Source organism: Micromonospora sp. LOL_014 (genome assembly GCF_048060245.1).
Classification (GTDB): domain Bacteria; phylum Actinomycetota; class Actinomycetes; order Mycobacteriales; family Micromonosporaceae; genus Micromonospora_E.
This window is the reverse complement of record NZ_JBHMIP010000029.1, coordinates 1-23,877: the sequence shown is the minus strand read 5'-3', so window position 1 is coordinate 23,877 and position 23,877 is coordinate 1. Positions and strand designations below refer to the sequence as shown.

The window sequence follows — 23,877 nt, the reverse complement described above, 5'->3', positions numbered from 1 at the left end:
GCCTCAGCGCCGGTTGCCGAGCAGGGTGGCCAGCACCGCCGGATCGCTGGCCGACGCGGCCTGGGCCCACGCCTCGTACTGCACCGAGGCATCCAGGCCGGACGAGGCGGCGATCCGGACGCTCTGCTTGACGTGGCGGACCAGATGCGGGTCCAGGTCGGCGTAGCGGCGCGCGGCGGCCAACGCGGCGGCCAGCGGATCGTCGACCACGTCGAGCACCAGACCGAGGTCGTGGGCCCGCGCGGCGTCGAGCATCGCGCCGTCCAACAGGATCTGCATGGCCCGCTGCGGGCCGAGCGCGTCGACCAGGAAGTAGGTGCAGCCGCCGCCGGGGTGCAGGCCGATCCGGGTGAACGTCGCCCCGAACCGGGCCTGGCGACCGGCGATCCGCTGGTCGCAGCACATCGCCAGGTTGAGACCGGCACCCACGGCGGGTCCCTGTACTGCGGCGATGGTCACCAGGTCCAGGTCGCGCACCGCGAGGAAGCTGCGGTAGATCTCCTCCAGGTCGCGGCGGGTCTGGCTGACCGGCCGGATGGGGCCGCCGAAGATCTCGTCGAGGTGCGCGCCCGAGCAGAAGGCGCTGCCGGCGCCGGTGACGACCAGAACCCGGGCGTCGCGGTCGGCGGCGACGATCGACACGGCCTCGGTCAGTTCCCGCTTCATCAGGGCGCCGATCGCGTTACGCCGGTCGGGATCGTCGAGGGTCAGCACCCGCACACCCGGATGGTCGGCGGTACGCAGCGAAACGGTCTGCACGTCAGCTCCTGATCCGGTCGGTGAGGACCCACTGCCATAGGTCGCCACCCTCGGCGACCACCATGTCCAGGGTATGGGACGCCGTGCGGGTGGTGACCGGCTCGTCGCGCCGGGCGAGCAAAGGGCGCCGCGCAGCGCCGACCGGCTCTGCTCCCGCTCCCCCGCCATGGTCGCCACCGCGTACCGCTCGTCGCGGTCCGGGTCGAGCCAGCCGGCCTCGCCGAGCAGCCAGCTCGCCTGCATCGCCTCGTCAGTCGCTTCGTCGGCGCCTGCCTGGCCACCCGCCTCGACGACTACATGACCGGCAACCACCGCTCGCACGGGCACCCGATCGCCAAGGGTGCCCGGCTGGACCGGCTGATGGCCGAACCGCTGGGCCGCGCCGACGGCCGGACCCGACTGGACGTCGGTCGGGTCGCCGTGCTGACCGCCTCGTTCGACCACCGGGTCTTCGACGGCGCGTACTGCGCCGCCTTCCTCGGCCGGTCCGGCACCTGGTCGAGTCGGCCGCCGACCAGCGGTAGTCGTCACCACCAGGGGATACGCCGGGCGGGACGGTTCCGTGCCGGTCCGCCCGGCGGTAGGTTCAGACCAAACCTGCGTGACGACGACGTTTCAGGAGAGTTCCGATGAGCCAACACGTCCGGGGTGTGATCTCCCGGAGCACCGGTACGCCGGTCGAGGTCACCATGATCGTCGTACCGGACCCCGGCCCGGGCGAGGCGGTGGTGCGGGTGCAGGCCTGCGGTGTCTGCCACACCGACCTGCACTACCGCGACGGCGGCATCAGCGACGACTACCCGTTCCTACTCGGCCACGAGGCGGCCGGCATCGTCGAACAGGTCGGTGACGGGGTGACCGACGTCGCCCCCGGCGACTTCGTGGTGCTGAACTGGCGGGCCGTCTGCGGCACCTGCCGGGCCTGCGTCCGGGGCCGACCCTGGTACTGCTTCGCCACCCATAACGCCACCCGGAAGATGACACTGACCGACGGCACCGTACTCTCCCCCGCGCTGGGCATCGGCGCCTTCGCCGAGAAGACCCTCGTGCACGCCGGCCAGTGTACCAAGGTGGACGCGGCGGCCCGGCCGGCCGCCGTCGGCCTGCTCGGCTGCGGAGTGATGGCCGGGCTGGGCGCCGCGATCAACACCGGCGGCGTCGGCCGCGGCGACTCCGTCGCGGTCATCGGTTGCGGCGGCGTCGGCGACGGCGCGATCGCCGGGGCCGCCCTGGCCGGTGCGACGACCATCATCGCCGTCGACACCGACCCCCGGAAACTCGACTGGGCGCGCGGCTTCGGCGCCACCCACACCGTGGACGCCCGGCAGACCGACGTGGTCGAACGGATCCAAGAACTCACCGGCGGGTTCGGCGCCGATGTCGTCATCGACGCCGTCGGCCGCCCAGAAACCTGGAAACAGGCGTTCTACGCCCGGGACCTGGCCGGCACCGTCGTCCTGGTCGGCGTACCGACCCCGCAGATGCGCGTCGAACTGCCGCTGCTGGACGTGTTCGGTCGCGGCGGCGCGCTCAAATCCAGCTGGTACGGCGACTGTCTGCCGTCGCGCGACTTTCCGATGCTGACCGAACTGTACCGGCAGGGCCGGCTCGACCTCGACGCCTTCGTCACCGAGGAGATCCCGCTCGACCAGGTCGAGCAAGCCTTCGGCAAGATGCACCACGGCGACGTGCTCCGCTCGGTGGTGGTGTTCTGATGACCGCCCGGATCGACCACACCGTCACGTCCGGGACGTTCTCCCTGGACGGGGAGACCTTCGATGTCGACAACAACGTCTGGGTTGTCGGCGACGACACCGAATGCGTGGTGATCGACGCCCCGCACGACGTCGAGGCGATCCGCGCCGTCATCGGCGCGCGTACCGTCCGGGCGATCGTCGCGACCCACGCCCACGACGACCACGTACGGGTCGCGGCGCGCCTGGCCGACGAGACCGGCGCGCCGGTGCTGCTGCACCCGGCCGACCGGGTGCTCTGGGACCAGGTCCACCCGCAGCGGCCCCCGGACGCCGCACTGGCCGACGGGCAGCAGCTCACCGTCGGTGGCACCACGCTGCGGGTCCTGCACACCCCCGGGCACAGCCCCGGTGCCTGCTGCCTGTCCGCGCCCGAGCTGGGCGTGGCGTTCACCGGCGACACGCTGTTCGCCGGCGGCCCGGGAGCCACCGGCCGCTCCTACAGCGACTTCGGCACGATCCTTGCGTCCATCCGCGACCGGCTGTTCACCCTGCCGGACGACACGATCGTGCACACCGGACACGGCGACAGCACCACGATCGGCGCCGAACGGCCGCACCTCGACGAGTGGATCGCCCGCGGCCACTGATTGGCCACTCCGCGACCGGGCCGGCGGGGCACCGGGAATCCCGGTCAGTTCGCCGTCGACGGCGGCGTCCGGCGCCCGCTGCAGCATCCCGCCGGAGAACTCGTGCGGGTACGCCCAGGCCCGGGACCGGGCGTTCGGCACGCCGACCAGGTCGAGCAGTTCGACCGCCCGGTCGGCGGCCGTCCGGCGGGACAGCCCCCGGTGCCGGCGCACCGACTCGGCGATCTGCTCGCCGATGGTGAACGCCGGGTGCAGGTGGTGCTCTTGCCGCAGCCCGACTCCCCGACCAGCCCTACGGTCTCACCTGCGGCCACCTCGATCGACACCTTGTGAACGAGGTCGGTCCAGCCGCCGGCGGCGCTACCCACCGCGACGGTGAGGTCGGTGACCGGCGAGCACGTTCGTGGCCAGCACGGTCAAGGTGATCACCGCGCCGGGGGCGACCGCCAGCCACCAGGCGGTGTCGATGTACGGCAGCGCCCGGCCGAGCAGCGCGCCCCAGCTCGCGTCCGGCGGCTGGACACCGAGCCCGAGGAAACTCAGACCGGCCTCAGCGAGCATGGCGAACCCGCTGGCCACCGCCACCTGCACGACGACCGGGCCGATCACGCCGATCGCCGGCAGCAGCACCGCGAGTAGCCCGGTCGGCACTCCGAAGCCGACCCCGACCGCAGTCGCACGCGCCGGGTTCAGCTCGGCGGATGCCGCGAGACCATCAGGACTGGCGGACGAACGCCGCCGCCGACTCTGTCCGGGACAGGGCACGAGGGATCAGCTGATCGCTCGTAGCTGCCGGCCGGACTGCCGCCCCGAGTCCGTCATTGCGGCGACCAGGTCCTCGCGGGCCCGAGCGACCCGGGACCGGATCGTCCCGACCGGGCAGCCGCAGACCTCGGCGGCCTCGGCGTAGCTCAACCCGAGCATCTGGGTCGCCACGAACGCCTCCCGGCGGTCGGCGGCCAGGCCGACCAGCAGCTGACGCAGCGCCACGGCTTCTTCGAAGCGTGGGCCGGTGACCGCGGCCTCGGCCACCGGCTGCCAGTCGGCCAGGTCGGCGACCCGGGGCCGTACCACGACGGCGCGGATATGGTCGACGGCGACCCGCCGGGCGATGGACAGCAACCAGGTACGCGCGCTGGAGCGCCCAGCGAAGCGCGGCAACGACCGCATCGCCCGGAGGAACGTCTCCTGGGCGAGGTCCTCCGCCTCGGTGTTGTCCACCAGATGGGTGAGGAACCTCTGCACCTGACCTTGGGTGGCCCGGACGAACGACGTGGCGGCCGCCCGGTCACCGTCGCGGGCTGCGAGGGCCCAACGGGTGATCTGGGCGTCGTCCGGTGCGGCGTGCGGCATGCCTGAAGAGTATCCGGGAAGCCTCCCCCCGCCATAGTCCACCCACCGGGGTGGTGCCTGCCCTGCCGGCGCTACCCCGGTGGGAACCGTCCCGGCCGACGGGCCGACTATTGACATGTGGGGTGCGTGGACTTTCGTGAGCTGCTGTCGGCCGAACTCGACGGGGAAACCGACGCCGCCGAGTCGGCTGCGGCGCGGGACCATCTGACCGGCTGCGCCGGGTGCCGATCCTGGTACGCCGACGCCGACATGGTCACCGACCTCGCCCGGCGTACCGGCCCGGAACCGGTCGGCACCGTCGACGAGTCGGTGCTCGACGCGCTCGCGCCACCCCGACGGCTGACCGCGGCCCGGGTCGCCCTGCTGCTGCGGTACGCCCTCGGCGTGCTCGGAATCGCGCAGTTCCTGCTCGGTGCCGCCCAGATCGGCGGCGTCGCCGACGGCCATCTGCATGTGCCCGATCCGGTCGGTGGAACTGCCCCCAACCACCTGTGGCACGAGTCTGCGGCCTGGAACGTCGCACTCGGCGCCGGCTTCGTGTGGATCGCCGTCCGGCGCACCCGGCCGGCCGGGATGCTGCCGACCCTGACCGCGTTCGTCGCGGTACTGGCACTGCTGTCGGTCAACGACGTGATCACCGGGCGGGTCGACTATCCGCGGCTGCTCAGCCACGGCCTGGTCGTCGCCGGATATCTGCTCATCCTGACGCTGCGCCGACGCGGCGGCGACCCGGACACGTCACCGGGGGACGCTGGCCGCACCCGATCACGCTGGCGCGTCGAACTTGACGACGAGCCACCAGCGACCAGCCCGACACCATTGCGGGTGGTCCGGGGTGGCGCGGCCAGCATCCGCCGGGACCGGGCGGCCTGATCCGTCGGCCCGGTGCCGTTGATCTGACAACCCGGCCGGTCAACCTCCGCTCCCGCTGGCGGGACATGGTGACGACGAAACAGCCTCCGGCTTCGTCCGGGAGCATCCGCAACGACACCACCGTCCAGTACCGGCCAGGGAGCAGTCATGCCGGCCACCCCGCCCGCCGAGCGCCCGACGAACGCCCAGATCGTCAGCCGGTACCTCGCCGGAGCGCCGATCAGGCGCATCGCCGCTGAGCTCGGCGTGTCGTACAGCTACGTGCACCGGCGACTGCACTTCTCGGGCGTACCCATCCGCGGTCGCGGCGGACGCCGCCCGGATCCGACCGTCCATGCTGACCGTACGCCTGAGTCTCAGGACAGCGTCACAGGCGCTGATCAGGACACACTGGACTAGGTCACGACGCATACGGTTAATCGTCTTGCCTGGGTCCTAGACTGACGGATGCACCTCCTCCGCCCCCAAGATGACCACAAGGTCACCGATCACATTGGCCAGAGAGCCACCATGGTTGACTGCCGAATCCGGCTGGGTCCGCCAGGCCGGTTCGTCGCGGAAGGTGCCAGCAAGTGTCCGCTTCACCGCTACACGACCAGGGAGACATTGGTGACTTCCCGCAGCCGACGAGAGCACATACTCCACCGGGCTGGCGCACTGTTCGCCAGCCGAGGCGTCGCCGGCACGACCGTCCGCGAGATCGCCGACGACGTGGGCATCCTGTCCGGTAGCCTCTACCACCACTTCGAATCCAAAGAGGCGATGGTCGACGAGATCATCTCCAGCTACCTCGCCGACCTACGCGCCCGCTACCAGCAGATCCTCGACGGGCCGGACGGGCCGGACGACCAGCTGCGGCAACTCATCCGGGCCTCGCTCGAGTGCGCCGCCAGCCACCCGCACGCCACTGAGATCTACCAGAACGACGCGAACTACCTGCGTGGCCTGCCCCGGTTCGGCTATCTCAAGGGCGTGGCCAAGGAGGTGGAGAGCGTCTGGCTCACCGTCATCGACGCCGGACGCCGGGACGGCACCCTGCGCTCCGACATCGACCCGAAAACCTTCTACCGGCTCACCCGCGATGCGGTTTGGCTCACCGTGCGATGGTTCAGGCCGGGCGGCAAGTACTCGCTGAACCGGCTCATCACCGACTGCACCACCCTCTTCTTGGACGGCATCGCCGCACGCCGCTGATCAGCGGCGCTACGGCCGGCCCGGCGATGCGCCGCAGTTTACTGGGTGGTTGAGCAACGCTCCCGCCCAACCGCTGCGCCTCAGCCGCCGGTCGGCCGGTCCAGCTCTGACGCTCCACTGCAGACATTCTCGTTGGTAAGTAGCTGATGGACGTTCACGTCCGCTGGGCGGGGGCGCGCACACAGTCCCTATGGCATCCTAGGAGGCTGGGTTAGCTTCCGTACCCGCCGCTGCCGTACGCGCCCGCCCCCTCGGTACCGCGCGGCCAACCACCTCCCGCCCGGCCGGCGTCAGCCACCCACGAAACGTCACGGAGAGTCGCCCGACCACTTCGTCGTGGGCGGCGTTGGTCGCACGATCGACCATCGGCCGAGTACATCGGTGCACGCCACCGGCGAGATCACAGCGGTTCGGGGAAACGCGACAGTGCATGAGCCTCGAATGCGTGTTCACACCGAGTCATGTCGATCCGGTCCTCGGCAACACGGCGGGAGCTTACGATATCCGGCGGGAGCGCCCGACATCTTCCCTGATCGTCAGAAGACGACGCGACTCGGCATCCCCCACCTCCTGGTCCGCAATATCCGAATAGGCACCAGGCATCGACCCCTGCCGCGCCCGGTCATCGGGGAAGTATCGTCGGCCGAGCAACGTTACGACCTGTCCCGGCGATCAGAGGCAGTTTCCAATAATGCGGTACGAGCTCCGGTGAGCGGCACGGGCCGCAGCTCGCGCCTGCCACCAACCGGCACGGCGGGCACCGTGACGGCGTACCGACGAGGTGATCCGATCTGGATCCACCGTACCGGGGCCTGGCGGCCCGGAGTGGTGCTCAACTTGTCCGACACCGCGGTCACCGTCCGGTACCGGGTCACCGGCGCGGAGGGCACCGGCGTGGACACCGTGGTGCTCGGCCGCCCCGAACTCGCGCCCCGCGCCGACCGGCGGCCACCGCCCGAACCAGTGCGTGCCGCCCGAGCGGCGAGGCCCGCGACCGGGCCGGGCCCACCGAACGGCCGCACCATGACACCGACCTGCCGACCGGAACGCGATCCGCCCCGGCGTCCCCAGCGCCAACCGGCGGCACGCGTCCGGCCTCAGCCGGCCGGTCGACCCGCCCCTCCAGCCAGCGGGCCCATGGTCGATCGACGGGTCTCCGACGGCGTGGTCGAGCTGCGGGTCCTGGTCCGATCGCCGGGTGGCCGGCCTGCCGAACTACCGCTGCGCTGTGCCGTGGACCGGCGTACCGGCACGGTCGCGCTGCGGCTACCCGACGGCCGCACCGGACAGTTCGACCTCACCTTGGCGCGGGCGGCCAGCATGATCCTGCATGAAGCGGTACTGGCCTGTCTCGACCCGCAGGAGCTGCGTCTCTGGATTCAACGGTGACCACGAGCGGTATCCGCGCCGCTGTGCTGATCCGCGGCGATGACCAGCTGCGCCCGACCCGGTTCTGCCGAGGTCACCGTCACGGTCAGCGAACCGACCCCCGCCGTCTGCCCGACCGGGATGTAATAGGGCTGTCCGGCGTAGACCACGGTCACCGATCCGGCGGCAAGATCCCGGAATTCCATCTGGTGATCGAGAATCTCCACGCTTGCAGTTTCGGTTGTCTTGACGGCGACCGTACAACTGTTATTTCGGCATTTCGCGCTGGTCGCGCTGCAGGCAGACAGACACAGCAGCAGAACAAGGAGGATCCCGGCATGTCGGGCCGTTCGTGACGGGCGCATGCCATCGACGATCACATCTGTCCGCAGCGAACGGACCCGGCCGCCCCGTAGATGGCACTTTACCGGGAGACGGCCGGGCGATCAGCCGACGACGAGCAGCAGGACGACGCTCAGCACGGACCCGACCACGCCGACCAAGCCGATCACGATCGCTGCCAGCGCCCTGCCCCGCTGGTCTGGAACCCGTCGACCCGGACCCGCCAGCGCGATCGCTGCGACAGCCGGTACCGCGCCAGCGCCGTAGCAGGCGGCGAACGGCAGCGACGCGACGGCCATAACCAACGCAGCAGAGGTACGCCGGGCTCGGGACCGGTCGGCGACGGACGAACCGACGACCGGCGTACCAGGGTCCCAGTCGAACCGCCGTGGCAGATCGGCCAGTTGCGCAACGAGCTCCCCCGACGTTGTCGCCGCAGTCGCCTCAACCAGCCGCCGCTCGTACTCGGTGAGGTCCAGATAGCCCTCACCGAGCGCCTGGGCGAGCAGCTCGATGACGTGGTTGCGCTGCGCGTCACCGACCCGCTCGTCACCGACCCGCTTGCTGACCCCGTCGCCGCCTTCCACCGTGTTTCCGAGGCTACCCCATCTGACGGTCTCCGCAGGTCACGCTGGACCAGCGGGCCGAAATCCCCCATCATGACTACGTTCGGTACGCGATGCAGTCGTGGCGCCCCTCCGGGTATGGCGCAGACCGGATTCCTCTTCCTTCAGGAAGAGGACGTCAAGGGGGTCCGTCGGCATGACGCCCAGGGGTGGCAGGACCTGGCCGCTGCTGTTGGTCGCGGTCGCACTCGCCGCGCTCGGCGCGGCCACCGGCGGGATGCTGGCCCTGGCGTACCGTCCCATCGGGCTGGCGTATCTGGACGTGCTGACCCGTTGCCCGCCCTCGGCCAGCGACCAGACGATGTGCCTGACCGAGGTGACCTGGGCCGTCGGCGCCCTGATGACCTCCGGGGCGGCGATCGCGCTCGGCAGTGGTCTGGCCGGGACGCTGGTCACGACGGTACGCGCCCAACACTGGATCGCCCGGTTACCCCCGGCCCATCCGATGGCCGAGGCGCGTTTCGAGGAACTCTGCCGGCAGCACAGCTTGGTCGGTTCCCACCGGCCTCGGTTGCGGATCGGCGGCCATCGGACGGACAGCATCGCCGGTCCCGGCCAGCGGACGGCGGTCGTGCTGCCGGCGGCGGCGGTCCGACAACCGTTGGTTCCGGTGGTGTTCGACCCGCTCGTCCGCGCCGAACTGGACCGGATCACCTCCGGCCGGAGCACTCGCCGCGCCGTGCTGCGCGGCTGGCCGTGGCTACTGGCCTCGGTGAGCGCCGCACTGGCCGCAGCGGCCGCGTTCACCGGACCCGCGTTCACCGGGTTAGGGCCCGGCACGCTTGCCGGGTCGACGGCCCGCGTGCTGCTGCTGGCCGCCGCCGTCGCCGTCCTGACTGTCGGATTGCGCCGCGGCCCGGGCGGGACGCGCGGCGCCCGGGCTGCGGTCTGGTGCGCCGTGCCAGCCGCCGGGGTGATCGCCGGTGCGGGGGGCCAGGCCGGGGCGTCCGTCCTGTGGCACCTGGCACCCGCCGCGGGAGATTGGCTGGTCGCCGGCGCCGCACTGGCACCCGCTCTGCTGGTCCTGGCCGGCCTGCTGCCGGCGCTGACCGCTGGACGGCCCAGCGCGGCCGGATCCTGGGGCACAGCTGCCGTCCCGGCGATGTTGGCGGGAGTAGTCGCCGGTCTGCTCGCCTTCCCGGTGGACACCGCGGCCGCGCCGAATCTCGCCGCACCGCTGCTGGTCCAGCCGTCGCCCGCCGTCCCGGACAGCGGATCCGACCCGGGCGGCGGAGCCGACCCGGACCACGCCCGCCGTGCCCGTCCGGATGGCCCGAGGACCGCCGGTCCCGTCCCGATCGACACGACCGCGGCGGACCGGGTCGCCCGAGCCGTCGAGCTCGTGCTCGGCCCGGCGTGGCGGGCGGATCCGCTCCCGGCACCACCACCGGCTGGGAGTCGACCGGCCGGCTGTCAGCCGTCGATCGTCAACGACTATCTGCGCCGGGCGGCCGCCGGACGTACCGGGCGGGGCGTGGCGCGCTACGCGACGCTTGCACCGGGCGGCGGTGGGCTCGGCAGGACCACCCTGCAGATCGACGTCGTGTCGTACCGGCCGGACGCGATGTCCTCGACGCGGCCGGTGGAGATGGTCTTCGCCGCAGTCGAACGGGCCGGCGCGGCCTGTCGGGAGTTCACCGACCGACGATCCGGGCTACGGGTCCAGTCGCTGCCCCGCGCGGCACCGGCCGTCGGCGATCGCGCCTGGCGGATGGACCTGGTACGGACGCTTGGCCGCGGTGCCGGACGGGTCACCGCGACGACCGCACTGGCTGTCATACAGGTCGACACCACGCTGGTCGTGGTGTCGATGACCGCGTCGCTGGCCGTCGTCGACGGGGAGCTGTTCGAGCAGGCCATGCGGCGGACGGTGGCCGCGCTGGTGGCCGAGCGGTGAGCCGGGTCCAGCCTGTCGACGGCTCCAGCCTGTCGAGTCGGGTACGTCACCCGGTCAGGGCGTCACCGGGACGGTCAGTCGCCAAGCGTCGATGATCTGCACCGGCCGCATGCCCTCGGAAAGGTACAGGCGCAGCGCCAGCCGCCGGGGGTCGGTATCGACGTGCAGGAAAGGTGCCCCGCCGCTGGTCGGCGACGTCGGCGGCGAACGCCCGGCGCAGCAGCAGGCGACCCAGGCCACGCCCCTGCCATTCAGGTCGGACCGCGAGCAGCCGCATGTAGCCGCTCTGCCCGTCGGCCACGAAGGCATGCGACCGCAACACAATCGCGGCCGGGACGCCGTCCAGGTATGCGACCTCACCCAGCGACCAGTCGTGGTCACTGTGCGACTCGAGATGCCGGACCCAGTCGGGGTAGGCCTTGGCCGCGAAACCGAAGTGGTCGGCGAAGGCGGCTTGGTGCACCGTCCATGCCTGGTGACGGACCTCGAGATCGTCGCCGGTGCTGCGGATCCGCACAGCGTCGGGTTCCCCGGGGTCAGCCATCGGGCTCGCCGCGTCGTGCGGGACGAATAATCGGTTCAACACGGTCGCCACCGAGAAGCCGAGCTCGGTGCGCCGTCCGGCCGTGGCGGTGTCCTCCCGGTAGCAGCCGACGTCCAGCACGGCCCGGGAATGGCCCAGTTCGGCGGCGATCGCGACGTCGGGCCTGGTACCAGAGCCAGTCGCCGGCCGCCGGCTCGGTGTCGAGATGGTACGCATCGATGTCGGCGGTGTCGCTACTCCCCTTGCGGCACACCCAACCCCAGCCGACCGTCACGCCACCCGGGTCCTGCACCAGCCAACCGTCACGCGTCGGGTCGGCCGATGACCGCGGTGTTGCAGGTGGCGATCAACTGGAAGACGGCTGGTGCGTCATCGGGCCCGGCGGGCCGCTGGGTGTATCCAGCAGGAAGTGACGGAATCTCGGTGGTCGCTGTCATCGGGCGATTGTCGGGCCGGCCGCCACGCCGGCACGAACGAATTTCAGCTGCCCCGGAAAACCAGATCTGGGCGTATATAACCAACTTAGGGTGATTTAATGCCTATATCGATTATTAGGTTCTAGAAAGTAGGAGGACATGGCGAACACACCGGTGGTGATCGTCGGCCAGGGATACGTCGGCCTGCCCGTGGCAATGCGCGCCGTAGCGGTCGGACACCTGGTCGTCGGGCTGGACACCGACGCCGAGCGGATCCGGATGCTGCGCGCGGGCATCTCGTACGTCGAGGATGTCACCGACGCCGAGCTGCACGCCGCGTTGAGCAGCGGCCGCTACACCGCGACCACCGATTACGCCGCAGCCGCGGGATTTGACACCGCAGTGATCACCGTGCCGACGCCGTTGCGTGACGGCGCACCCGACCTGCGGTACATCGACCAGGCGGCCCGGTCGCTCGCCGAGCAGCTCACTCCCGGCGCGACGGTGATCCTGGAGTCGACGACCTACCCCGGCACCACCGACGAGTTTCTCCGGCCGCTGTTGGAGAAGGGCAGCGGTCTGCAGGCAGGGCTCGACTTCCACCTCGGGTACAGCCCGGAGCGCATCGACCCGGGCAACCGCGAATGGACATTCATCAACACTCCGAAAGTGGTCTCCGGGATCACCCCCGAGTCGTTGCGGTCGGTGCAGTCGTTCTACGACGGTCTGGTGGACCGGACGGTGCCGGTCGCCGGCACCCGGGAGGCCGAGACCACCAAACTGCTGGAGAACACCTTCCGACACGTCAATATCGCCCTGGTCAATGAGCTGGCGGTGTACGCGCACATGCTGGGCATCGACATCTGGGAGGCGATCGACGCCGCCAGCACCAAGCCGTTCGGCTTCCTACGGTTCACCCCCGGCCCGGGCGTCGGTGGGCACTGCCTGCCGGTCGACCCGTCCTACCTGTCCTGGGAAGTCAAGCGGACCCTCGGCCGCAACTTCCGGTTCGTCGAACTCGCCAACGACGTGAACAACTACATGCCGATGTACGTCGTGGAACGGTTGACCAGCGCGATGAACCGGCGCAGCCGGGCGTTGCGGGGCGCGCGGGTGCTGCTCATCGGGCTGGCGTACAAGCGCAACAGTGGCGACTGTCGCGAGTCTCCGGCTGTCCGCGTCGCCGAACTGCTGCACCTGGCCGGCGCGCAGGTGCACGTCGTCGACCCACACCTGCGCCCGGAGCAGATGCCAGCCTTCGTGCGGGCGGTGCCGCTCACCGTCGACCAGGTCGAAGCCGCTGACGCGGTGGTCGTGCTGACCGACCACGACGGGATCGACTACTCCCTGCTCAGCGATGCGCCACTGGTGCTGGACACCCGCCGGAGGCTGGCCGCCACCGCCGGCACGGAACTGCTGTGACCGGCCCGCCGCCTACCTGGGCGGCGGGGCGCTGACCCGGTCTCAGCTCGTCGGGGCGCGTTCCCGCGCCCGGGCCGCCAGTGCCACCGGCATCGGACGACCGGCCATCCGGACGGCACGGTAGAACATCGCCCGCCGAGGTGCCACGAGCTCGGTGCGGTAGCCGCGGGACCGGACCAGACCGGCCGCCGCCACCTCGACCATCCGCTGCGGCTGGTTCAGCAGCCGCCGGACCACCTCGGCCAGCGTCGCCGGATCACCGGGGCTGACCAGACAGTCCGCCTCGAACAGGTCCGGCGGGCCCACCGCCGCGACGGCGACCACCGGCAGGCCCCGGGCCATCGCCTCGACCACTACCGGGGAGTGCGCGCCGGCGGGAGTCGGCGACACGAACACGTCGGCGGCGTCCAGCCAGGACCGGATCTCGGTAGCGGGACGCTCACCCGCGATGACGACCCGGTCGGTCAGTCCCAGCCGGGCCGCACGGCGTTCCAGCTGCGGCCGGGACCGGCCGTCGCCCAGGTGGACCAGGTCGGCCCGGATGCCGTCGTCTGCCAGCCGACGCATCGCCGCCAGGACGACGTCGACGCCGTGCCGGGAGCGGTCGAGCGTCCCGGCCGAGATCAGCGTCACCGGGCCGCCGGACGCCACCGGTTCGCGTGGCTCGCAGACGAACGCGTCGGCCCGCAGGTCGACGTCCGGATAGTCGGCGGCGACGGTGTGCGGACCCGGCGGGCATCGCAGCTGCAGCGATGTTCCGGTGGTGTAGGCCACGGCGATGGCGTCCCGGCACTGCTCCAGCAGCTGGCGCGCCGCCCGGTGAGCGCGCCAGCGACGCACCGGGTACCTCGCCACCGGGCCGTCGAACATGTCCTGCGGGTCTGCCACGACCTCGACCGCGTAGCCACGGTGCGAGCGCCGCAGGATCGGTGCGAGCAGGTTGGCGGCTGGTGACGGACTCCGCAGGATGACGGCGTCGACGTCGTCTACCCCGTACCGCAACGACCTGCGCAGCGCCGCACGACCCGGCAGCAGGCTGCGGGGCCCACGACCGCACGGCAGCGGCCAGACTTCCACTCCCGCGCCGTCCACCCGGCAGGCCCCGGTCGGCGGTAGCGGTACGTCGGTGACCTCAGCGAGCAGTCGGACCCGGTCGAAGGCAGACAGGTACCGGGCCCAGAAGCCGTGCGCCGGCCCGATCACGGTCCACACGGCACCATCCGGTGTGCGTTGGAACCGGCTCTGGGTACTGACCGCGACGGTGCCCATCGCGGAACCTGGCAAGTTCTCCACTGTGCTCCCTACAGGGCGGTCGTCAGAGTCAGCCGCCGGCGCGGCACCGGCTGGCCCCCGCCGGCCGTCTCGACCAGGTCGGCCACCGCTCGGGCGCAGTCACCGCTGTCGAACCGCCGCTGGATGTGTTCCCGTGCCGCCGGTGAACGCCGGGCGAGTTGACCGGACCGGAGCTCCGCGTGTGCGCCGCGCAGCGCGGCGGCGAGCGCCTCGACGTCACCGGTCGGGACCACCCAACCGCTGTCCCGGTTGACTGTCTCCGGCAGTCCGCCGGCGTCGGACACGACACAGGGCACCCCGCACGCTCCGGCTTCCAGCGCCGCTCCGTGGTTCTCCGACCGCGACGGGCTGACGCTGACATCAGCCGCAGCGTAATACTGCCGTACGTCGATGACGCCGGCGAACCAGTCGACGGTCGGATCGGCCGTCACGTCGAAACGTCGTAGCAGGTCCTGCCGGTGCTCCTCACCGGACGTGTCCCAACCCCCACCGACCAGGATCAGCCGGGAGCGGGGACAGTCCTGGGCGAACGACCGCCACGCCGCGAGTAGCACGTCGTGACCCTTGATACCGGTTCCCCGGTGCACCATCGACTTGGGGGCGTACACGTACGCCACCATGACCGCCACGAACACGTCTGCCGGTAGACCCAGCCGGCGACGCGCGGCGGCCCGGGTGGCGGCGTCCGGCGGGCGGAACAGCCGGGTGTCCACCCCGTACGGCACCGCCGCCAGCGCGTCACCACGACTGCCGATCGACCGGTAGAGGTCGGCGGTGTGCGTGCTGCCGGCGATCACGAGGTCGTCCAGCCGGGCCAGGAGGCGCTCCGCAGTGCGGATCGGCGCCGCCTCCAGAAAGAGCGGACCGGGCACCATGAAGACCCTGACGACGTCGAGCCCGAGCAGGCTCAACCGGACCGCCAGCGCCGCGTGGTAGTGGTGGTAGTGCACCACGTCCGGCCGCAGGCGACGCAGCAGCCGACGTAGCGACAACAGCTGCATGGCCGTCGCCAACGTCGGGCGGAACCGAAACCGGAACGGCGAGTCGATCATCGGCACCCCGGCCCGGTGCAACTGTTCGCGCAACCGGCCCGGACCGGCAGGCAGCACGACCGTCACCTCGTTGCCGCGCCGACGCAGCTCCTCGACCTGGGGCACGATCCACCGGCCGCCCTCGGCTGTCTTGAGTATCACGACCACCCGCATGTCTGACGCCTCCCTCGATACCGGCGGCACCCGTCGCGACCGCCAACGGACCTTCATCGCGCGGGCACCCCCCTGACCACCGCGCCGGGCAGCACGTCACGCACGACACACGCGCCGGCGCCGACCGTGGCTGCGGCACCGACCCGGCGGCCCTGAAGAATCGCCGCAGTCGTCCCCACCAGGACGGCTTCGTGCAACGTGCAGGATCCGGAGACAGCCGCCAGCGGTCCGACCGAGCCGTAGTCCGCGACGGTCGTATCGTGGCCGACCACGCCGTTCTGGTTGATGTGCACGTGCCGGCCGAGTGTCACGTTGGTGGTCACTCGGGCACCGGCGAACAGCACCGAACCCGCGCCGATCCGGCTATCCAGACCGACCGTGGCGCTGGGATGGATCAAGGTGGCGGCAACCAGCGGTTCCGCCGCCGGCCGGGCAGCGTCGATCCGCCGGCCTACCGCCCGGCGGTACGCCGGCAGGCCGATCCCGATCACGTACGCCGGCGGGACACCCTGCCCGGTCAGCCAGTCCACGGCGCCGAGCAGCACGGCACCGAGCCGGTCGAGGCGGTCCTTGTTGGCCGGGCTGGGATCGTCGTCGACGAATCCGATCACCCGCCACGCCGGTGCCGGACCGGCCCGGTTGACGGCCTCGACGATGCCGAACACCTCACGGCCGTGCCCACCGCAGCCGACGATCACCAGGTCCCGAACGCTCATCGGCCGATCCGGTGTCCGTCGAGGAACGCCTCGATCGCCGCGAGCACCCGGCCGATCTGCTCGTCGGTCAACGACGAGCCGCTCGGCAGGGCCAATCCGGTCGCGAAGAGCCGGTCCGCCGCCCCGGTGAGGATCCGCGGCGCGGCAGCGAAGACCGGCTGCCGGTGCATCGGTTTCCAGACCGGCCGGGTCTCGATCCGCCGATCAGCGAGGTAGCAGCCCAGATCGGCGGCGTCCCAGCCGGCCTCGGCCGGTTCCACGATGATCACCGTGAGCCAGGCGTTGCCGCCGAGGTCCGCCTCGTCATCGAGATCGCCGAGCAGGCGTACCCCCGGAACGCCGGCGAGGGTCTTCGCGTACCGCTGACGGGTCTCCCTGCGGTGGGCGACCATCGAGTCGAGACGGTGCAGTTGTGCCCGGCCCAGCGCGGCGAGCAGGTTACTCAGCCGGTAGTTGTAGCCGATGTCGGTGTGTTCGTAGTGGGCCACCGGCTGGCGTGCCTGGCTGGCCAGGTATCGGCACCGGTGGGCGATCGCCTCGTCGTCGGTGACCACCATCCCACCCCCCGATGTCGTCATGATCTTGTTTCCGTTGAAGGAAAAGACCCCGGCCTGGCCGAAGCCGCCGGCGGGACGACCGCGCAGGCCGGCACCGAGCGCCTCCGCCGCGTCTTCCACGATCGGCAGGCCGTACGCCGCGCACAACGGGATGATCTCGTCGTAGTCGGCGCAGCGGCCGAACATGTCGACCGGCACCACCGCGCGTACCGGCGGCTGACCGGGCTCCCGCCGGGTCAGCGCTTCGGCCAGCAGGTCGACGTCGACGTTGCCGGTCCGTGGATCGCAGTCGACGAAGACCGGCTGGGCACCGGTGTAGACGATGGCGTTCGCGGTGGCGACGAAGGTCAGGGTGGGTACCGCCACCGCCTGGCCCGGCCCCACTCCGAGGGCCAGCAGGGCCAGATGCAGACCGGCGGTCGCCGAGTTGACCGCGACCGCGTGAGCGGCCCCGACGCGCCGGGCCAGCTCCTGCTCGAAGGCGTCCACCTCCGGACCGGACGGGGCGACCCAGCCGGAGCGCAGCGTCCGGACCAGGAACTCCTCTTCGAGCACGCCGACGTCCGGCGGGGACAGGTAGATCTGCCGGGTCATCGCGCGGCTCCGGAGAAATGTCCTGGTCGCGGGCTAGGCTGGCCTGGTCGCGGCCGGGTCGATGGCTGCGTCCGACTGGCCGGCTCGGTCCGGCGGCCGGTCGCGGAGACATCGGATTGGCTGGCGTTGATGACCACTGATCGGTTCACCATCCTGTTCGTGTGCCGGGCGAACATTTGCCGCTCGCCGCTTGCTGAACGGCTGACCCGGTACGCCGTGCAGACCCGGTTGGGCGCGGACCGGGCCGATGTCGCCGCGTACAGCGCCGGCATCGAAGCGCTGACCGGCCGGCCGATGCATCCGTATACCGAGCAGGTCCTGCGAGAACGCCAGGCGGATCCGGACGGGTTCGCCAGCCGGCAGGTGAATGCCGCCATGCTGGCCCGCGCGGATCTGGTGCTGACCGCCAGCCGCCGGCACCGGGCGTACTGCGTCGCGCTGGCCCCGGCCGCGCTGACCCACACCTTCACCGTCCGCCAGTTCGGACGGCTGGCCCAGGCCGCGCTCCTGTCACCGGCTACCTCGTCACCCGACGCCGCCGGCCGGGCCAGGTCGTTGGTGGCTGCTGCGGCGGCCGCTCGCAGCCGGGTACAGCCGGTCTCCGCCGAGCAGGACGACCTCGCCGACCCGGTGCTGCGGCCGGTCGGGGACTTCCGGATGTGCGCCAGCCAGATCGACCAGACCATCGACATCCTGCTGGACATCATCACGAAGTCTTGACCGGTACGCCAACGTCCGCCGTCGCTTGGTCCTCGGCGGCCGTCATGGTGTCGGAAACCGCGACCGCCTGACGCTGCCGGGCCGGAGCGGCCGGGTTGGCGGACCGACGCCGGCGGCCGTGCTCGTGGTAGTAGTAGTTGTAGGCACCACTGCGGTGTGGCGTCATGTTCAACACGCAGCCGAGCAGCCGGGCGTCCACCGCGCGTAGCGCGGCGACCGCCGTCCGCAGGTGCGTCTCGGTGGTCTTGGCGCACCGTCCCACCACGATCACGCCGTCCACTTGGGCGGCGATCGGCGCCGCGTCGGTGACCGGCGCCAGCGGCGCGGTGTCCACGATGACCACGTCGAACCGGCTGCGCAGCGTGGCGAGCAGGTCCGCCATCTGCTGTGAGCCGAGCAGTTCGCTCGGATTCGGCGGGATGAAGCCACTGGGCAGCAGCGTCATCCCGCTGTCCCCCCATGGTTGCAGTACGTCGTCGAGTTCGGCCTGCCCGGCGAGCACATTCGTCAGCCCGACCGCGCCCTCCATGTTCAGGTAGGAGGCCGCCTGAGGCCGGCGCAGGTCCGCCTCCACCAGCAACACGGAGTTGCCCGCCTCGGCGAAGGTCAATGCCAGGTTCGCCGCAGTGGTGGTCTTGCCCTCCTCAGGCATCGCACTGGTCACCACCAGGCTGCGCACCGGCTTGTCGACGTCGGCGAACTGTAGGTTGGTCCGCAGTTGGCGGAACGCCTCGGCCCGCGCCGAGTGTGCCTGCCGGCCGATGATCAGCGGGTCGCGCCGGGCCGCGTTGTCCAACGGGATCGTGCCGAGCACCCCGGTCGCGGTGACGTCGCGCATCTGATCGACCGTGCGCACGGTATCGTCGAGCATCCCGCGCAGCAGTGCCAGGCCGACCCCGCTGAGCAGCCCGAGGAACAGGCCCAGGCTGATGTTGCGCACCGGTTGTGGCGAGACCGGCACCGGGTTGAGTAGCGGGCCGGCGATCACCTCGACCTTGATCGCCGGCCGGTCGGCGCCCGGGGAGGTCTCCAGTTGCTGGACCAGGCGGACGAACTCAGCGACGATCGCCTCGGCGACCTGCTCCGAACGGTTCGGCGAGCTGTCGGTCACCGTCGCCTGCAGCAGGACCGTATCCGGCACCGGGCGGGCGCTGACCCGCGACTGCACCTCGCCGGCGGTCAGGCCGAGACTGTGCCGGTTGACCACGGTCTCGGCGAGCCGGCTGCTGGTGAGTAGGCCGCCGTAGGACTTGACCCGCTGCTGGGAGAAGAGTCCGCCCTGGTATGCGTCGGTCACCCCCTGGCTGCTGGAGGTGGAGACGAAAAAGGTGACCGAGGTGGCGTACTGCGGGGTGGTCCGGACATTGATCAGCACGGCGGCGCCGACCGCGACGGTCACGGCGGCGAGTACCCAGAACCATCGCTTCCGCACCGCGTCGAAGTAGTCACGCAGTTCCATCGGTACGGCCTCCCAAAGATACTGCTCCGTCATGGTCAGCACCATCTTGTACCAATCTGCACTGGCAAACGGGGTTTTCTGGTCAAATAGTGTCATTGCTGCGCTATCCATCCGGAGTGAACACCGCAGGCACTGCCGGCCGTACCCGGCGGAGGCCCGTACGCCGACTGAACGGGGCTGGAATGCAGACATCGACCCGAGCCGCTGACACCACCACCCGCCGCAACCGGGAACGCGCCGTCGCACCGATGTGGCTGGTGGACCTCGGCGCCTGGTGCGCCGGCCTGATCGTCGCCGTCTGGACCCGCTACGAGTTCGCCCTCGCCGGAACACACCTCAACGGTCTGCTCCTGGTCGCACTGGCCGCGATCGTGCTGCACACGGTGGCCGGTCACCTCAACTACCTGTACCGGGACCGGTACCGGCTGGGCAGCTTCGACGAGGTGTGGGCGGTATCCCGCTGCGTGCTGGCCACCATGGTCCTGCTGCTGCTGCTCGACCTCGCCGCACCACAACGGCCGGTGCCGGCCAGCGCACCGCTGGTCGGTGGCTGCCTGGCCCTCGTCCAGATGCTCGGCGTCCGGTACCTGCGCCGGCTGCACCGGCAACGGCGCCGTCGACCCGCCGGCCGAAACATCCAGCGGGTGCTGCTGTTCGGTGCCGGCGCCGCCGGCCAGTCGCTGCTCCGGGCGATGCTGGACGAGCCGAGCGGGCGGTACCTGCCGGTGGGGCTGCTCGACGACGACCCGGCGAAACGGCAGCTACGGCTCAGCGGGGTGCCGGTACTGGGCAGCCGACAAGACATCCCGGCCGTCGCCGCCCGTACCGGTGCCACCACCGTCGTCGCCGCGGTCGCCAACGCCGACGCCGCGCTGATCCGGGAAGTACGCCACCTCGCGAACCAGGCCGGTGCCCGGTTCAAAGTGGTCCCGTCGGTCGGCGAACTGCTGGAGAACGAGCCGGCCGTCACCGACCTGCGCGACCCCGACTTCAGTGACCTGCTCGGTCGGCACCAGATCGAGACCGACCTCGACTCGATCGCCGGCTATCTGACCGGCAAACGGGTGCTGGTCACCGGGGCCGGCGGCTCGATCGGCTCCGAGCTGTGCCGACAGATCCAGCGGTTCCAGCCCGGTGAGCTGATGATGCTCGACCGCGACGAGTCCGCGCTGCACGCCGTACAACTGTCGTTGCGCGGCCGGGCACTGCTGGACAGCCCGGACCTGATCCTCGCCGATCTGCGCGACAGCGACACGATCCGGCAGATCATGCGCGCCCGTCGCCCCGAGGTGGTCTTCCACGCCGCCGCGCTCAAACATCTCACGCTGCTGGAACGTCACCCGGGTGAGGCTGTGAAGACCAACGTGTGGAGCACCCAGACCTTGTTGGAGGCCGCATCCGGTGTGGAGCGTTTTGTGAACATCTCCACCGACAAGGCCGCCGACCCGACCAGTGTGCTCGGCTTCTCAAAGCGGATCACCGAGCGGCTCACCGCCTTCGCGGCCAGCGCCAACCCGGGTACGTTCCTCAGCGTCCGGTTCGGCAACGTGCTCGGCAGCCGCGGCTCGGTGCTGCACGCGTTCCTCGCCCAGGCGGCGGCCGGCAAGCCGATCACCGTCACCGACCCGGACGTGACCCGGTACTTCATGACCATCCACGAAGCGGTGCAACTGGTCATCCAGGCAGCCGCGATCGGCCGCGACGGCGAGTCACTGGTGCTCGACATGGGTGATCCGGTACGGATCGCCGACGTCGCCCGCAGCATCGCCGGGCAGTACGACAATCCGGTCAGTATCATCTACACCGGGCTGCGCCCTGGCGAGAAACTGCACGAGGACCTGCTCGGTACCGGCGAGCCGGACAACCGGCCACTGCACCCGCTGATCTCCCAGGTCCCGGTGCCGGCGCTGGACCCGGTGCACGTGCACCTGCTCGACCCGTACGGCCGGCCGGACGATCTCGTTGACGAGCTGGCCGCGCTCTGTGAGCCGCACCGGCCGCTGGTCGGCGCGCGTCGGCAGCGTGGCGCTGCCCCGGCCGACATGCTCGCCGCAGACAGCGACGGCAGTCTCGCCTCGCCGGACTACCCGCCCGGCACCCCAATCGTCAGCAACAACGGGTCCACCGGGACGGTCTGACCTGACCTGGTGGCCGGTCAGAGCGCCGCTGGTGGCTCGGACGGTGGGTCGGCCACCGTGGCTGACAGATGCAGGACAGCTCCTGCACCAGGTCGTCCATGCTCTGTCCGATCTGCGCCCGGACCAACGTGAGCGCCGACTCGGCGAACGCGAGGCGGTCGCCGCCACCTCATGACAAGACGATTGGGCTGGCTGCCGACCTGGTGGCGGCGAATCGGGCCGCGACGCCGCTCCAGTCGATCAGATCCCACAGGCGGTCGAGGTAGTCCGGACGAACATCGCGGTACTACAGGTAGTAGGCGTGCTTCCAGGCGCTACCGCAGTAGCAACTACACCTCAACTGCGTCAATGCCGGGTCACCTCGACGCGCCCGGCCCGATCGTCGTCCAGACCGCCTCCACCTCGCCACCGCGTACCGCCGTCACCTCGCCAAGGCCGGCGAACACCATGCAGACGTGGTTCGGAACCACCTGAACCCGCTGCCCGACCGTGAGCGGACTCGGCTGCCCCGGCCCGGCCCACCGCAGCCAACCGTGCTCCTCGGAAAGCCGGTCGATCCGCCACCCGGGCAACCCCACCAGCAGCCCGTGGCCGCCATAGGAATCGAGATGCGCCGATGCCGGCAGCCCGTCCTGGCCGAACGTCTTCGACCCCGCGTCGATGCAGGCACGGTGCGGCTCCGGATGACTGACCACGGTGGCGAGGACCCGCACCGCGCAGGTCGCAACGGTGGCATTGCCGAGCGCGATCTGCCCCAGGTCGTTGAAGGCGTAGATGCCGGGCCGGATCTCAGTCACCCCGGGCTCGGCCACCACGGTCCGGGCGGAAGCGGAAGCACCTAGCGACACCGTCGACAGGGTCAGCCCGGCCGACCGGATCGCGGCCGCGGTATCCACCATGACATCGGCCGCCTCCTGTGACCGCCGGGTCAGATCCGCACGGTCAGTCGCCGCGTACACCGATCCCTCGTACGTCATCACCCCGGTCAACCGAACGCCGGGCAGCTCGGCGATGTCCCAGGCGATCCGCGCGGCATCCGCCGGCGCCACCCCACACCGACCCAGACCACTGTCGACAATCAGCAGTACGTCCAACAGCCGTCCGGCAGCGGCAAACGCCTCCCCCAGCGTCCGGGCACCGGCGACGCTGTCCGCGCCGACGGTCAGCTCACAGCGCTGCGCCAACCGTACGGCGCGTTCGGCCTTGTCCCGGCCGACCAGCGGATAGGCCACTGTCATCCGGGTCACCCCGGCCGCGGCGAACGCCTCGGCCTCACCAAGCTTCGCCACACAGATGCCGTCCGCCCCACGATCCAGCTGCATCGACGCAAGCCGAGGCACCCGGTGGGTCTTGGCATGCGGCCGCAACCCCACCTGATGCAGTTGGCACAGTCCAGCCATCTCGTCGAGGTTGCGCTCCAAAACGTCGAGGTCGAGCAGCAGATTGGGAGTCTCCAGGCCGGCCGGCACGGCGAACAGGTCCGGCGTAGCGGTCTGCGGTCGGGTATGGGTGGTCACGGCGTCTCCGGCAGTCGTCGTCGCGGTACGAGCGTATCCGTCGCCCATCCTGCCGTACCGCGATGGTCATGCGACGACCCCGCAACGTGGTGTCGCGCTCACCCGCGCGTACCGGCCAGCGGCCAGTACGGTCGGTAGTCGTCGAGCTGGGTGTCGTGCCCAACCGGAGCGTTGCTGCCGACGTGCTCGTGCCGGCCGATCCGCACCCCGGTCTCGGAATCGAGCCGGGCCAGGCCACAGCACCGTGGGGGTCCGAGATCGGCATCCTGGCAGACCGCCACCGTGCCACGACCCGTGCAGCCGAGCACCTTGTGCGCACCCGCTGCCTCGGCGGTGGCCAGGGTTTCGCCGACTTGACCCCGCATCCGTCGAGAGCCGGCATACCCCAGATCCTTCGGACCCGAAACGGACCAGCGGCGCTTGTCCTCCGACGCGAGTCGCCACAAGTCGGACATCACTCGGGTCCATCCGGTGCTACGGCGACGGCCTGGATCTCGATGAGCAGGTGCGGGTGGGGCAGTTGGTGGACGGCGACGGTGG

The 23,877-nt window shown here is 70.8% G+C and carries 26 protein-coding genes and 1 pseudogene; 11 read left to right on the top strand and 16 right to left on the bottom strand.

The genetic code is table 11. The features are described 5' to 3' along the window. Nucleotides 1–3: 3 nt before the first annotated feature. Nucleotides 4–1,071, bottom strand: a complete 1,068-nt coding sequence (locus ACFHW1_RS23150) for an enoyl-CoA hydratase (protein WP_416568648.1) — start codon at nucleotides 1,069–1,071, stop codon at nucleotides 4–6. Here ACFHW1_RS23150 and ACFHW1_RS23145 point away from each other — a divergent pair. Genes ACFHW1_RS23145 through ACFHW1_RS23135 form a run of 3 tightly spaced genes read left to right on the top strand, consistent with a single transcriptional unit; the run spans nucleotide 1,057 to nucleotide 3,103 of the window. Continuing rightward, nucleotides 1,057–1,392, top strand: a complete 336-nt coding sequence (locus tag ACFHW1_RS23145; protein ID WP_416555900.1) for a hypothetical protein — start codon at nucleotides 1,057–1,059, stop codon at nucleotides 1,390–1,392. The two genes, ACFHW1_RS23150 and ACFHW1_RS23145, sit on opposite strands and share 15 nt — an antisense overlap. Further along, nucleotides 1,389–2,474, top strand: a complete 1,086-nt coding sequence (locus ACFHW1_RS23140; RefSeq protein ID WP_416555899.1) for an S-(hydroxymethyl)mycothiol dehydrogenase — start codon at nucleotides 1,389–1,391, stop codon at nucleotides 2,472–2,474. The genes ACFHW1_RS23145 and ACFHW1_RS23140 overlap by 4 nt, the downstream gene beginning before the upstream one ends. Beyond that, nucleotides 2,474–3,103 (top strand): MBL fold metallo-hydrolase, encoded by a 630-nt coding sequence (locus tag ACFHW1_RS23135; RefSeq protein WP_416555898.1) that lies wholly within the window; start codon nucleotides 2,474–2,476, stop codon nucleotides 3,101–3,103. Before ACFHW1_RS23140 ends, ACFHW1_RS23135 begins: the two co-directional genes overlap by 1 nt. A gap of 44 nt (nucleotides 3,104–3,147) precedes the next feature. Here the strand turns inward: ACFHW1_RS23135 and ACFHW1_RS23130 are convergent, their stop codons facing one another. The 3 genes from ACFHW1_RS23130 to ACFHW1_RS23120 form a co-directional block, all read right to left on the bottom strand. Further along, nucleotides 3,148–3,417: a hypothetical protein gene (locus tag ACFHW1_RS23130; protein ID WP_416555986.1), complete on the bottom strand. Its 270-nt coding sequence runs from the start codon at nucleotides 3,415–3,417 to the stop codon at nucleotides 3,148–3,150. Nucleotides 3,418–3,463: 46 nt separating this feature from the next. Beyond that, a complete protein-coding gene (locus ACFHW1_RS23125) occupies nucleotides 3,464–3,754 on the bottom strand; it encodes a hypothetical protein (protein WP_416555897.1) in 291 nt (96 codons plus the stop codon). Between the two features lie 120 nt (nucleotides 3,755–3,874). Beyond that, on the bottom strand, nucleotides 3,875–4,456 hold the full coding sequence (locus ACFHW1_RS23120) for a sigma-70 family RNA polymerase sigma factor (RefSeq protein ID WP_416555896.1): 582 nt from the start codon (nucleotides 4,454–4,456) through the stop codon (nucleotides 3,875–3,877). A 126-nt stretch (nucleotides 4,457–4,582) separates the two neighbouring features. Between ACFHW1_RS23120 and ACFHW1_RS23115 the strand changes: the two genes are divergently transcribed. The 4 genes from ACFHW1_RS23115 (at nucleotide 4,583) to ACFHW1_RS23100 (ending at nucleotide 7,912) form a co-directional block, all read left to right on the top strand. Then, nucleotides 4,583–5,329 (top strand): zf-HC2 domain-containing protein, encoded by a 747-nt coding sequence (locus tag ACFHW1_RS23115; protein WP_416555895.1) that lies wholly within the window; start codon nucleotides 4,583–4,585, stop codon nucleotides 5,327–5,329. Between the two features lie 147 nt (nucleotides 5,330–5,476). Further along, nucleotides 5,477–5,728: a helix-turn-helix domain-containing protein gene (locus ACFHW1_RS23110; protein ID WP_416555894.1), complete on the top strand. Its 252-nt coding sequence runs from the start codon at nucleotides 5,477–5,479 to the stop codon at nucleotides 5,726–5,728. Between the two features lie 210 nt (nucleotides 5,729–5,938). Then, nucleotides 5,939–6,523 carry a TetR/AcrR family transcriptional regulator gene (locus ACFHW1_RS23105; RefSeq protein ID WP_158632114.1) on the top strand — a complete coding sequence of 195 codons (585 nt, stop codon included), beginning with the start codon at nucleotides 5,939–5,941 and terminating at the stop codon, nucleotides 6,521–6,523. 1,137 nt (nucleotides 6,524–7,660) lie between these two features. Next, complete coding sequence (locus ACFHW1_RS23100) at nucleotides 7,661–7,912, top strand: hypothetical protein (RefSeq protein WP_416568644.1); 252 nt, start codon at nucleotides 7,661–7,663, stop codon at nucleotides 7,910–7,912. Here ACFHW1_RS23100 and ACFHW1_RS23095 read toward each other — a convergent pair. Together ACFHW1_RS23095 and ACFHW1_RS23090 are read right to left on the bottom strand one after the other, a co-directional pair. Beyond that, on the bottom strand, nucleotides 7,903–8,271 hold the full coding sequence (locus ACFHW1_RS23095) for a hypothetical protein (RefSeq protein ID WP_416568643.1): 369 nt from the start codon (nucleotides 8,269–8,271) through the stop codon (nucleotides 7,903–7,905). The two genes, ACFHW1_RS23100 and ACFHW1_RS23095, sit on opposite strands and share 10 nt — an antisense overlap. 66 nt (nucleotides 8,272–8,337) lie before the next feature. Continuing rightward, a complete protein-coding gene (locus tag ACFHW1_RS23090) occupies nucleotides 8,338–8,820 on the bottom strand; it encodes a DUF1707 SHOCT-like domain-containing protein (RefSeq protein WP_416555891.1) in 483 nt (160 codons plus the stop codon). A gap of 175 nt (nucleotides 8,821–8,995) precedes the next feature. Here ACFHW1_RS23090 and ACFHW1_RS23085 point away from each other — a divergent pair, with 175 nt between their 5' ends. Next, nucleotides 8,996–10,756 (top strand): hypothetical protein, encoded by a 1,761-nt coding sequence (locus tag ACFHW1_RS23085; RefSeq protein WP_416555890.1) that lies wholly within the window; start codon nucleotides 8,996–8,998, stop codon nucleotides 10,754–10,756. A gap of 46 nt (nucleotides 10,757–10,802) precedes the next feature. On the opposite strand, the gene ACFHW1_RS23080 is transcribed toward ACFHW1_RS23085, so the two are convergent. Further along, complete coding sequence (locus ACFHW1_RS23080; RefSeq protein WP_416555889.1) at nucleotides 10,803–11,516, bottom strand: GNAT family N-acetyltransferase; 714 nt, start codon at nucleotides 11,514–11,516, stop codon at nucleotides 10,803–10,805. An 86-nt stretch (nucleotides 11,517–11,602) separates the two neighbouring features. Further along, nucleotides 11,603–11,737 carry a hypothetical protein gene (locus tag ACFHW1_RS23075; protein WP_416555888.1) on the bottom strand — a complete coding sequence of 45 codons (135 nt, stop codon included), beginning with the start codon at nucleotides 11,735–11,737 and terminating at the stop codon, nucleotides 11,603–11,605. A gap of 138 nt (nucleotides 11,738–11,875) precedes the next feature. Here ACFHW1_RS23075 and ACFHW1_RS23070 point away from each other — a divergent pair, with 138 nt between their 5' ends. Next, nucleotides 11,876–13,138 (top strand): nucleotide sugar dehydrogenase, encoded by a 1,263-nt coding sequence (locus tag ACFHW1_RS23070; RefSeq protein WP_416616058.1) that lies wholly within the window; start codon nucleotides 11,876–11,878, stop codon nucleotides 13,136–13,138. 42 nt (nucleotides 13,139–13,180) lie between these two features. On the opposite strand, the gene ACFHW1_RS23065 is transcribed toward ACFHW1_RS23070, so the two are convergent. From ACFHW1_RS23065 to ACFHW1_RS23050, 4 genes are read right to left on the bottom strand one after another with little or no spacing between them, the layout of a single operon-like run. Next, nucleotides 13,181–14,431 (bottom strand): glycosyltransferase family 4 protein, encoded by a 1,251-nt coding sequence (locus tag ACFHW1_RS23065; RefSeq protein ID WP_416555886.1) that lies wholly within the window; start codon nucleotides 14,429–14,431, stop codon nucleotides 13,181–13,183. Between the two features lie 8 nt (nucleotides 14,432–14,439). After that, nucleotides 14,440–15,636, bottom strand: a complete 1,197-nt coding sequence (locus tag ACFHW1_RS23060; RefSeq protein WP_416555885.1) for a glycosyltransferase — start codon at nucleotides 15,634–15,636, stop codon at nucleotides 14,440–14,442. Between the two features lie 53 nt (nucleotides 15,637–15,689). Further along, a complete protein-coding gene (locus tag ACFHW1_RS23055) occupies nucleotides 15,690–16,352 on the bottom strand; it encodes a NeuD/PglB/VioB family sugar acetyltransferase (protein WP_416555884.1) in 663 nt (220 codons plus the stop codon). Beyond that, nucleotides 16,349–17,503, bottom strand: coding sequence for a DegT/DnrJ/EryC1/StrS family aminotransferase (locus tag ACFHW1_RS23050; protein WP_416555883.1), 1,155 nt, complete (start codon nucleotides 17,501–17,503; stop codon nucleotides 16,349–16,351). Before ACFHW1_RS23050 ends, ACFHW1_RS23055 begins: the two co-directional genes overlap by 4 nt. 129 nt (nucleotides 17,504–17,632) lie before the next feature. On the opposite strand from ACFHW1_RS23050, the gene ACFHW1_RS23045 reads away from it, so the two are divergent. Beyond that, a complete protein-coding gene (locus ACFHW1_RS23045; RefSeq protein WP_416555882.1) occupies nucleotides 17,633–18,223 on the top strand; it encodes a low molecular weight phosphatase family protein in 591 nt (196 codons plus the stop codon). Here the strand turns inward: ACFHW1_RS23045 and ACFHW1_RS23040 are convergent. Next, a complete protein-coding gene (locus ACFHW1_RS23040) occupies nucleotides 18,210–19,715 on the bottom strand; it encodes a polysaccharide biosynthesis tyrosine autokinase (protein ID WP_416555881.1) in 1,506 nt (501 codons plus the stop codon). The genes ACFHW1_RS23045 and ACFHW1_RS23040 overlap by 14 nt on opposite strands. A gap of 149 nt (nucleotides 19,716–19,864) precedes the next feature. Between ACFHW1_RS23040 and ACFHW1_RS23035 the strand changes: the two genes are divergently transcribed. Next, nucleotides 19,865–21,820, top strand: coding sequence for a polysaccharide biosynthesis protein (locus tag ACFHW1_RS23035; RefSeq protein ID WP_416555880.1), 1,956 nt, complete (start codon nucleotides 19,865–19,867; stop codon nucleotides 21,818–21,820). A gap of 356 nt (nucleotides 21,821–22,176) precedes the next feature. On the opposite strand, the gene ACFHW1_RS23030 is transcribed toward ACFHW1_RS23035, so the two are convergent. The 3 genes and pseudogenes from ACFHW1_RS23030 to ACFHW1_RS23020 all read right to left on the bottom strand — a co-directional run. Further along, entirely contained in the window at nucleotides 22,177–23,337 is a 1,161-nt protein-coding gene (locus tag ACFHW1_RS23030; RefSeq protein ID WP_416616056.1) for an alanine racemase, read from the bottom strand. Nucleotides 23,338–23,435: 98 nt separating this feature from the next. Next, the gene (locus tag ACFHW1_RS23025; protein WP_416591328.1) at nucleotides 23,436–23,702 is read right to left on the bottom strand and encodes a hypothetical protein; all 267 of its coding nucleotides are present in this window, start codon (nucleotides 23,700–23,702) and stop codon (nucleotides 23,436–23,438) included. Between the two features lie 89 nt (nucleotides 23,703–23,791). After that, a pseudogene (locus ACFHW1_RS23020) lies at nucleotides 23,792–23,877 on the bottom strand (RidA family protein); the annotation flags it as partial.

Coding starts and splice junctions, on each gene's coding strand:
- ACFHW1_RS23145 (WP_416555900.1), top strand. CDS start 1,057: ATGACCGGCAACCACCGCTCGCACGGGCACCCGATCGCCAAGGGTGCC.
- ACFHW1_RS23140 (WP_416555899.1), top strand. CDS start 1,389: ATGAGCCAACACGTCCGGGGTGTGATCTCCCGGAGCACCGGTACGCCG.
- ACFHW1_RS23135 (WP_416555898.1), top strand. CDS start 2,474: ATGACCGCCCGGATCGACCACACCGTCACGTCCGGGACGTTCTCCCTG.
- ACFHW1_RS23120 (WP_416555896.1), bottom strand. CDS start 4,456: ATGCCGCACGCCGCACCGGACGACGCCCAGATCACCCGTTGGGCCCTC.
- ACFHW1_RS23110 (WP_416555894.1), top strand. CDS start 5,477: ATGCCGGCCACCCCGCCCGCCGAGCGCCCGACGAACGCCCAGATCGTC.
- ACFHW1_RS23100 (WP_416568644.1), top strand. CDS start 7,661: ATGGTCGATCGACGGGTCTCCGACGGCGTGGTCGAGCTGCGGGTCCTG.
- ACFHW1_RS23085 (WP_416555890.1), top strand. CDS start 8,996: ATGACGCCCAGGGGTGGCAGGACCTGGCCGCTGCTGTTGGTCGCGGTC.
- ACFHW1_RS23080 (WP_416555889.1), bottom strand. CDS start 11,516: ATGCGTACCATCTCGACACCGAGCCGGCGGCCGGCGACTGGCTCTGGT.
- ACFHW1_RS23075 (WP_416555888.1), bottom strand. CDS start 11,737: ATGACAGCGACCACCGAGATTCCGTCACTTCCTGCTGGATACACCCAG.
- ACFHW1_RS23070 (WP_416616058.1), top strand. CDS start 11,876: ATGGCGAACACACCGGTGGTGATCGTCGGCCAGGGATACGTCGGCCTG.
- ACFHW1_RS23060 (WP_416555885.1), bottom strand. CDS start 15,636: ATGCGGGTGGTCGTGATACTCAAGACAGCCGAGGGCGGCCGGTGGATC.
- ACFHW1_RS23055 (WP_416555884.1), bottom strand. CDS start 16,352: ATGAGCGTTCGGGACCTGGTGATCGTCGGCTGCGGTGGGCACGGCCGT.
- ACFHW1_RS23050 (WP_416555883.1), bottom strand. CDS start 17,503: ATGACCCGGCAGATCTACCTGTCCCCGCCGGACGTCGGCGTGCTCGAA.
- ACFHW1_RS23045 (WP_416555882.1), top strand. CDS start 17,633: ATGACCACTGATCGGTTCACCATCCTGTTCGTGTGCCGGGCGAACATT.
- ACFHW1_RS23040 (WP_416555881.1), bottom strand. CDS start 19,715: ATGACGGAGCAGTATCTTTGGGAGGCCGTACCGATGGAACTGCGTGAC.
- ACFHW1_RS23035 (WP_416555880.1), top strand. CDS start 19,865: ATGCAGACATCGACCCGAGCCGCTGACACCACCACCCGCCGCAACCGG.
- ACFHW1_RS23025 (WP_416591328.1), bottom strand. CDS start 23,702: ATGCGGGGTCAAGTCGGCGAAACCCTGGCCACCGCCGAGGCAGCGGGT.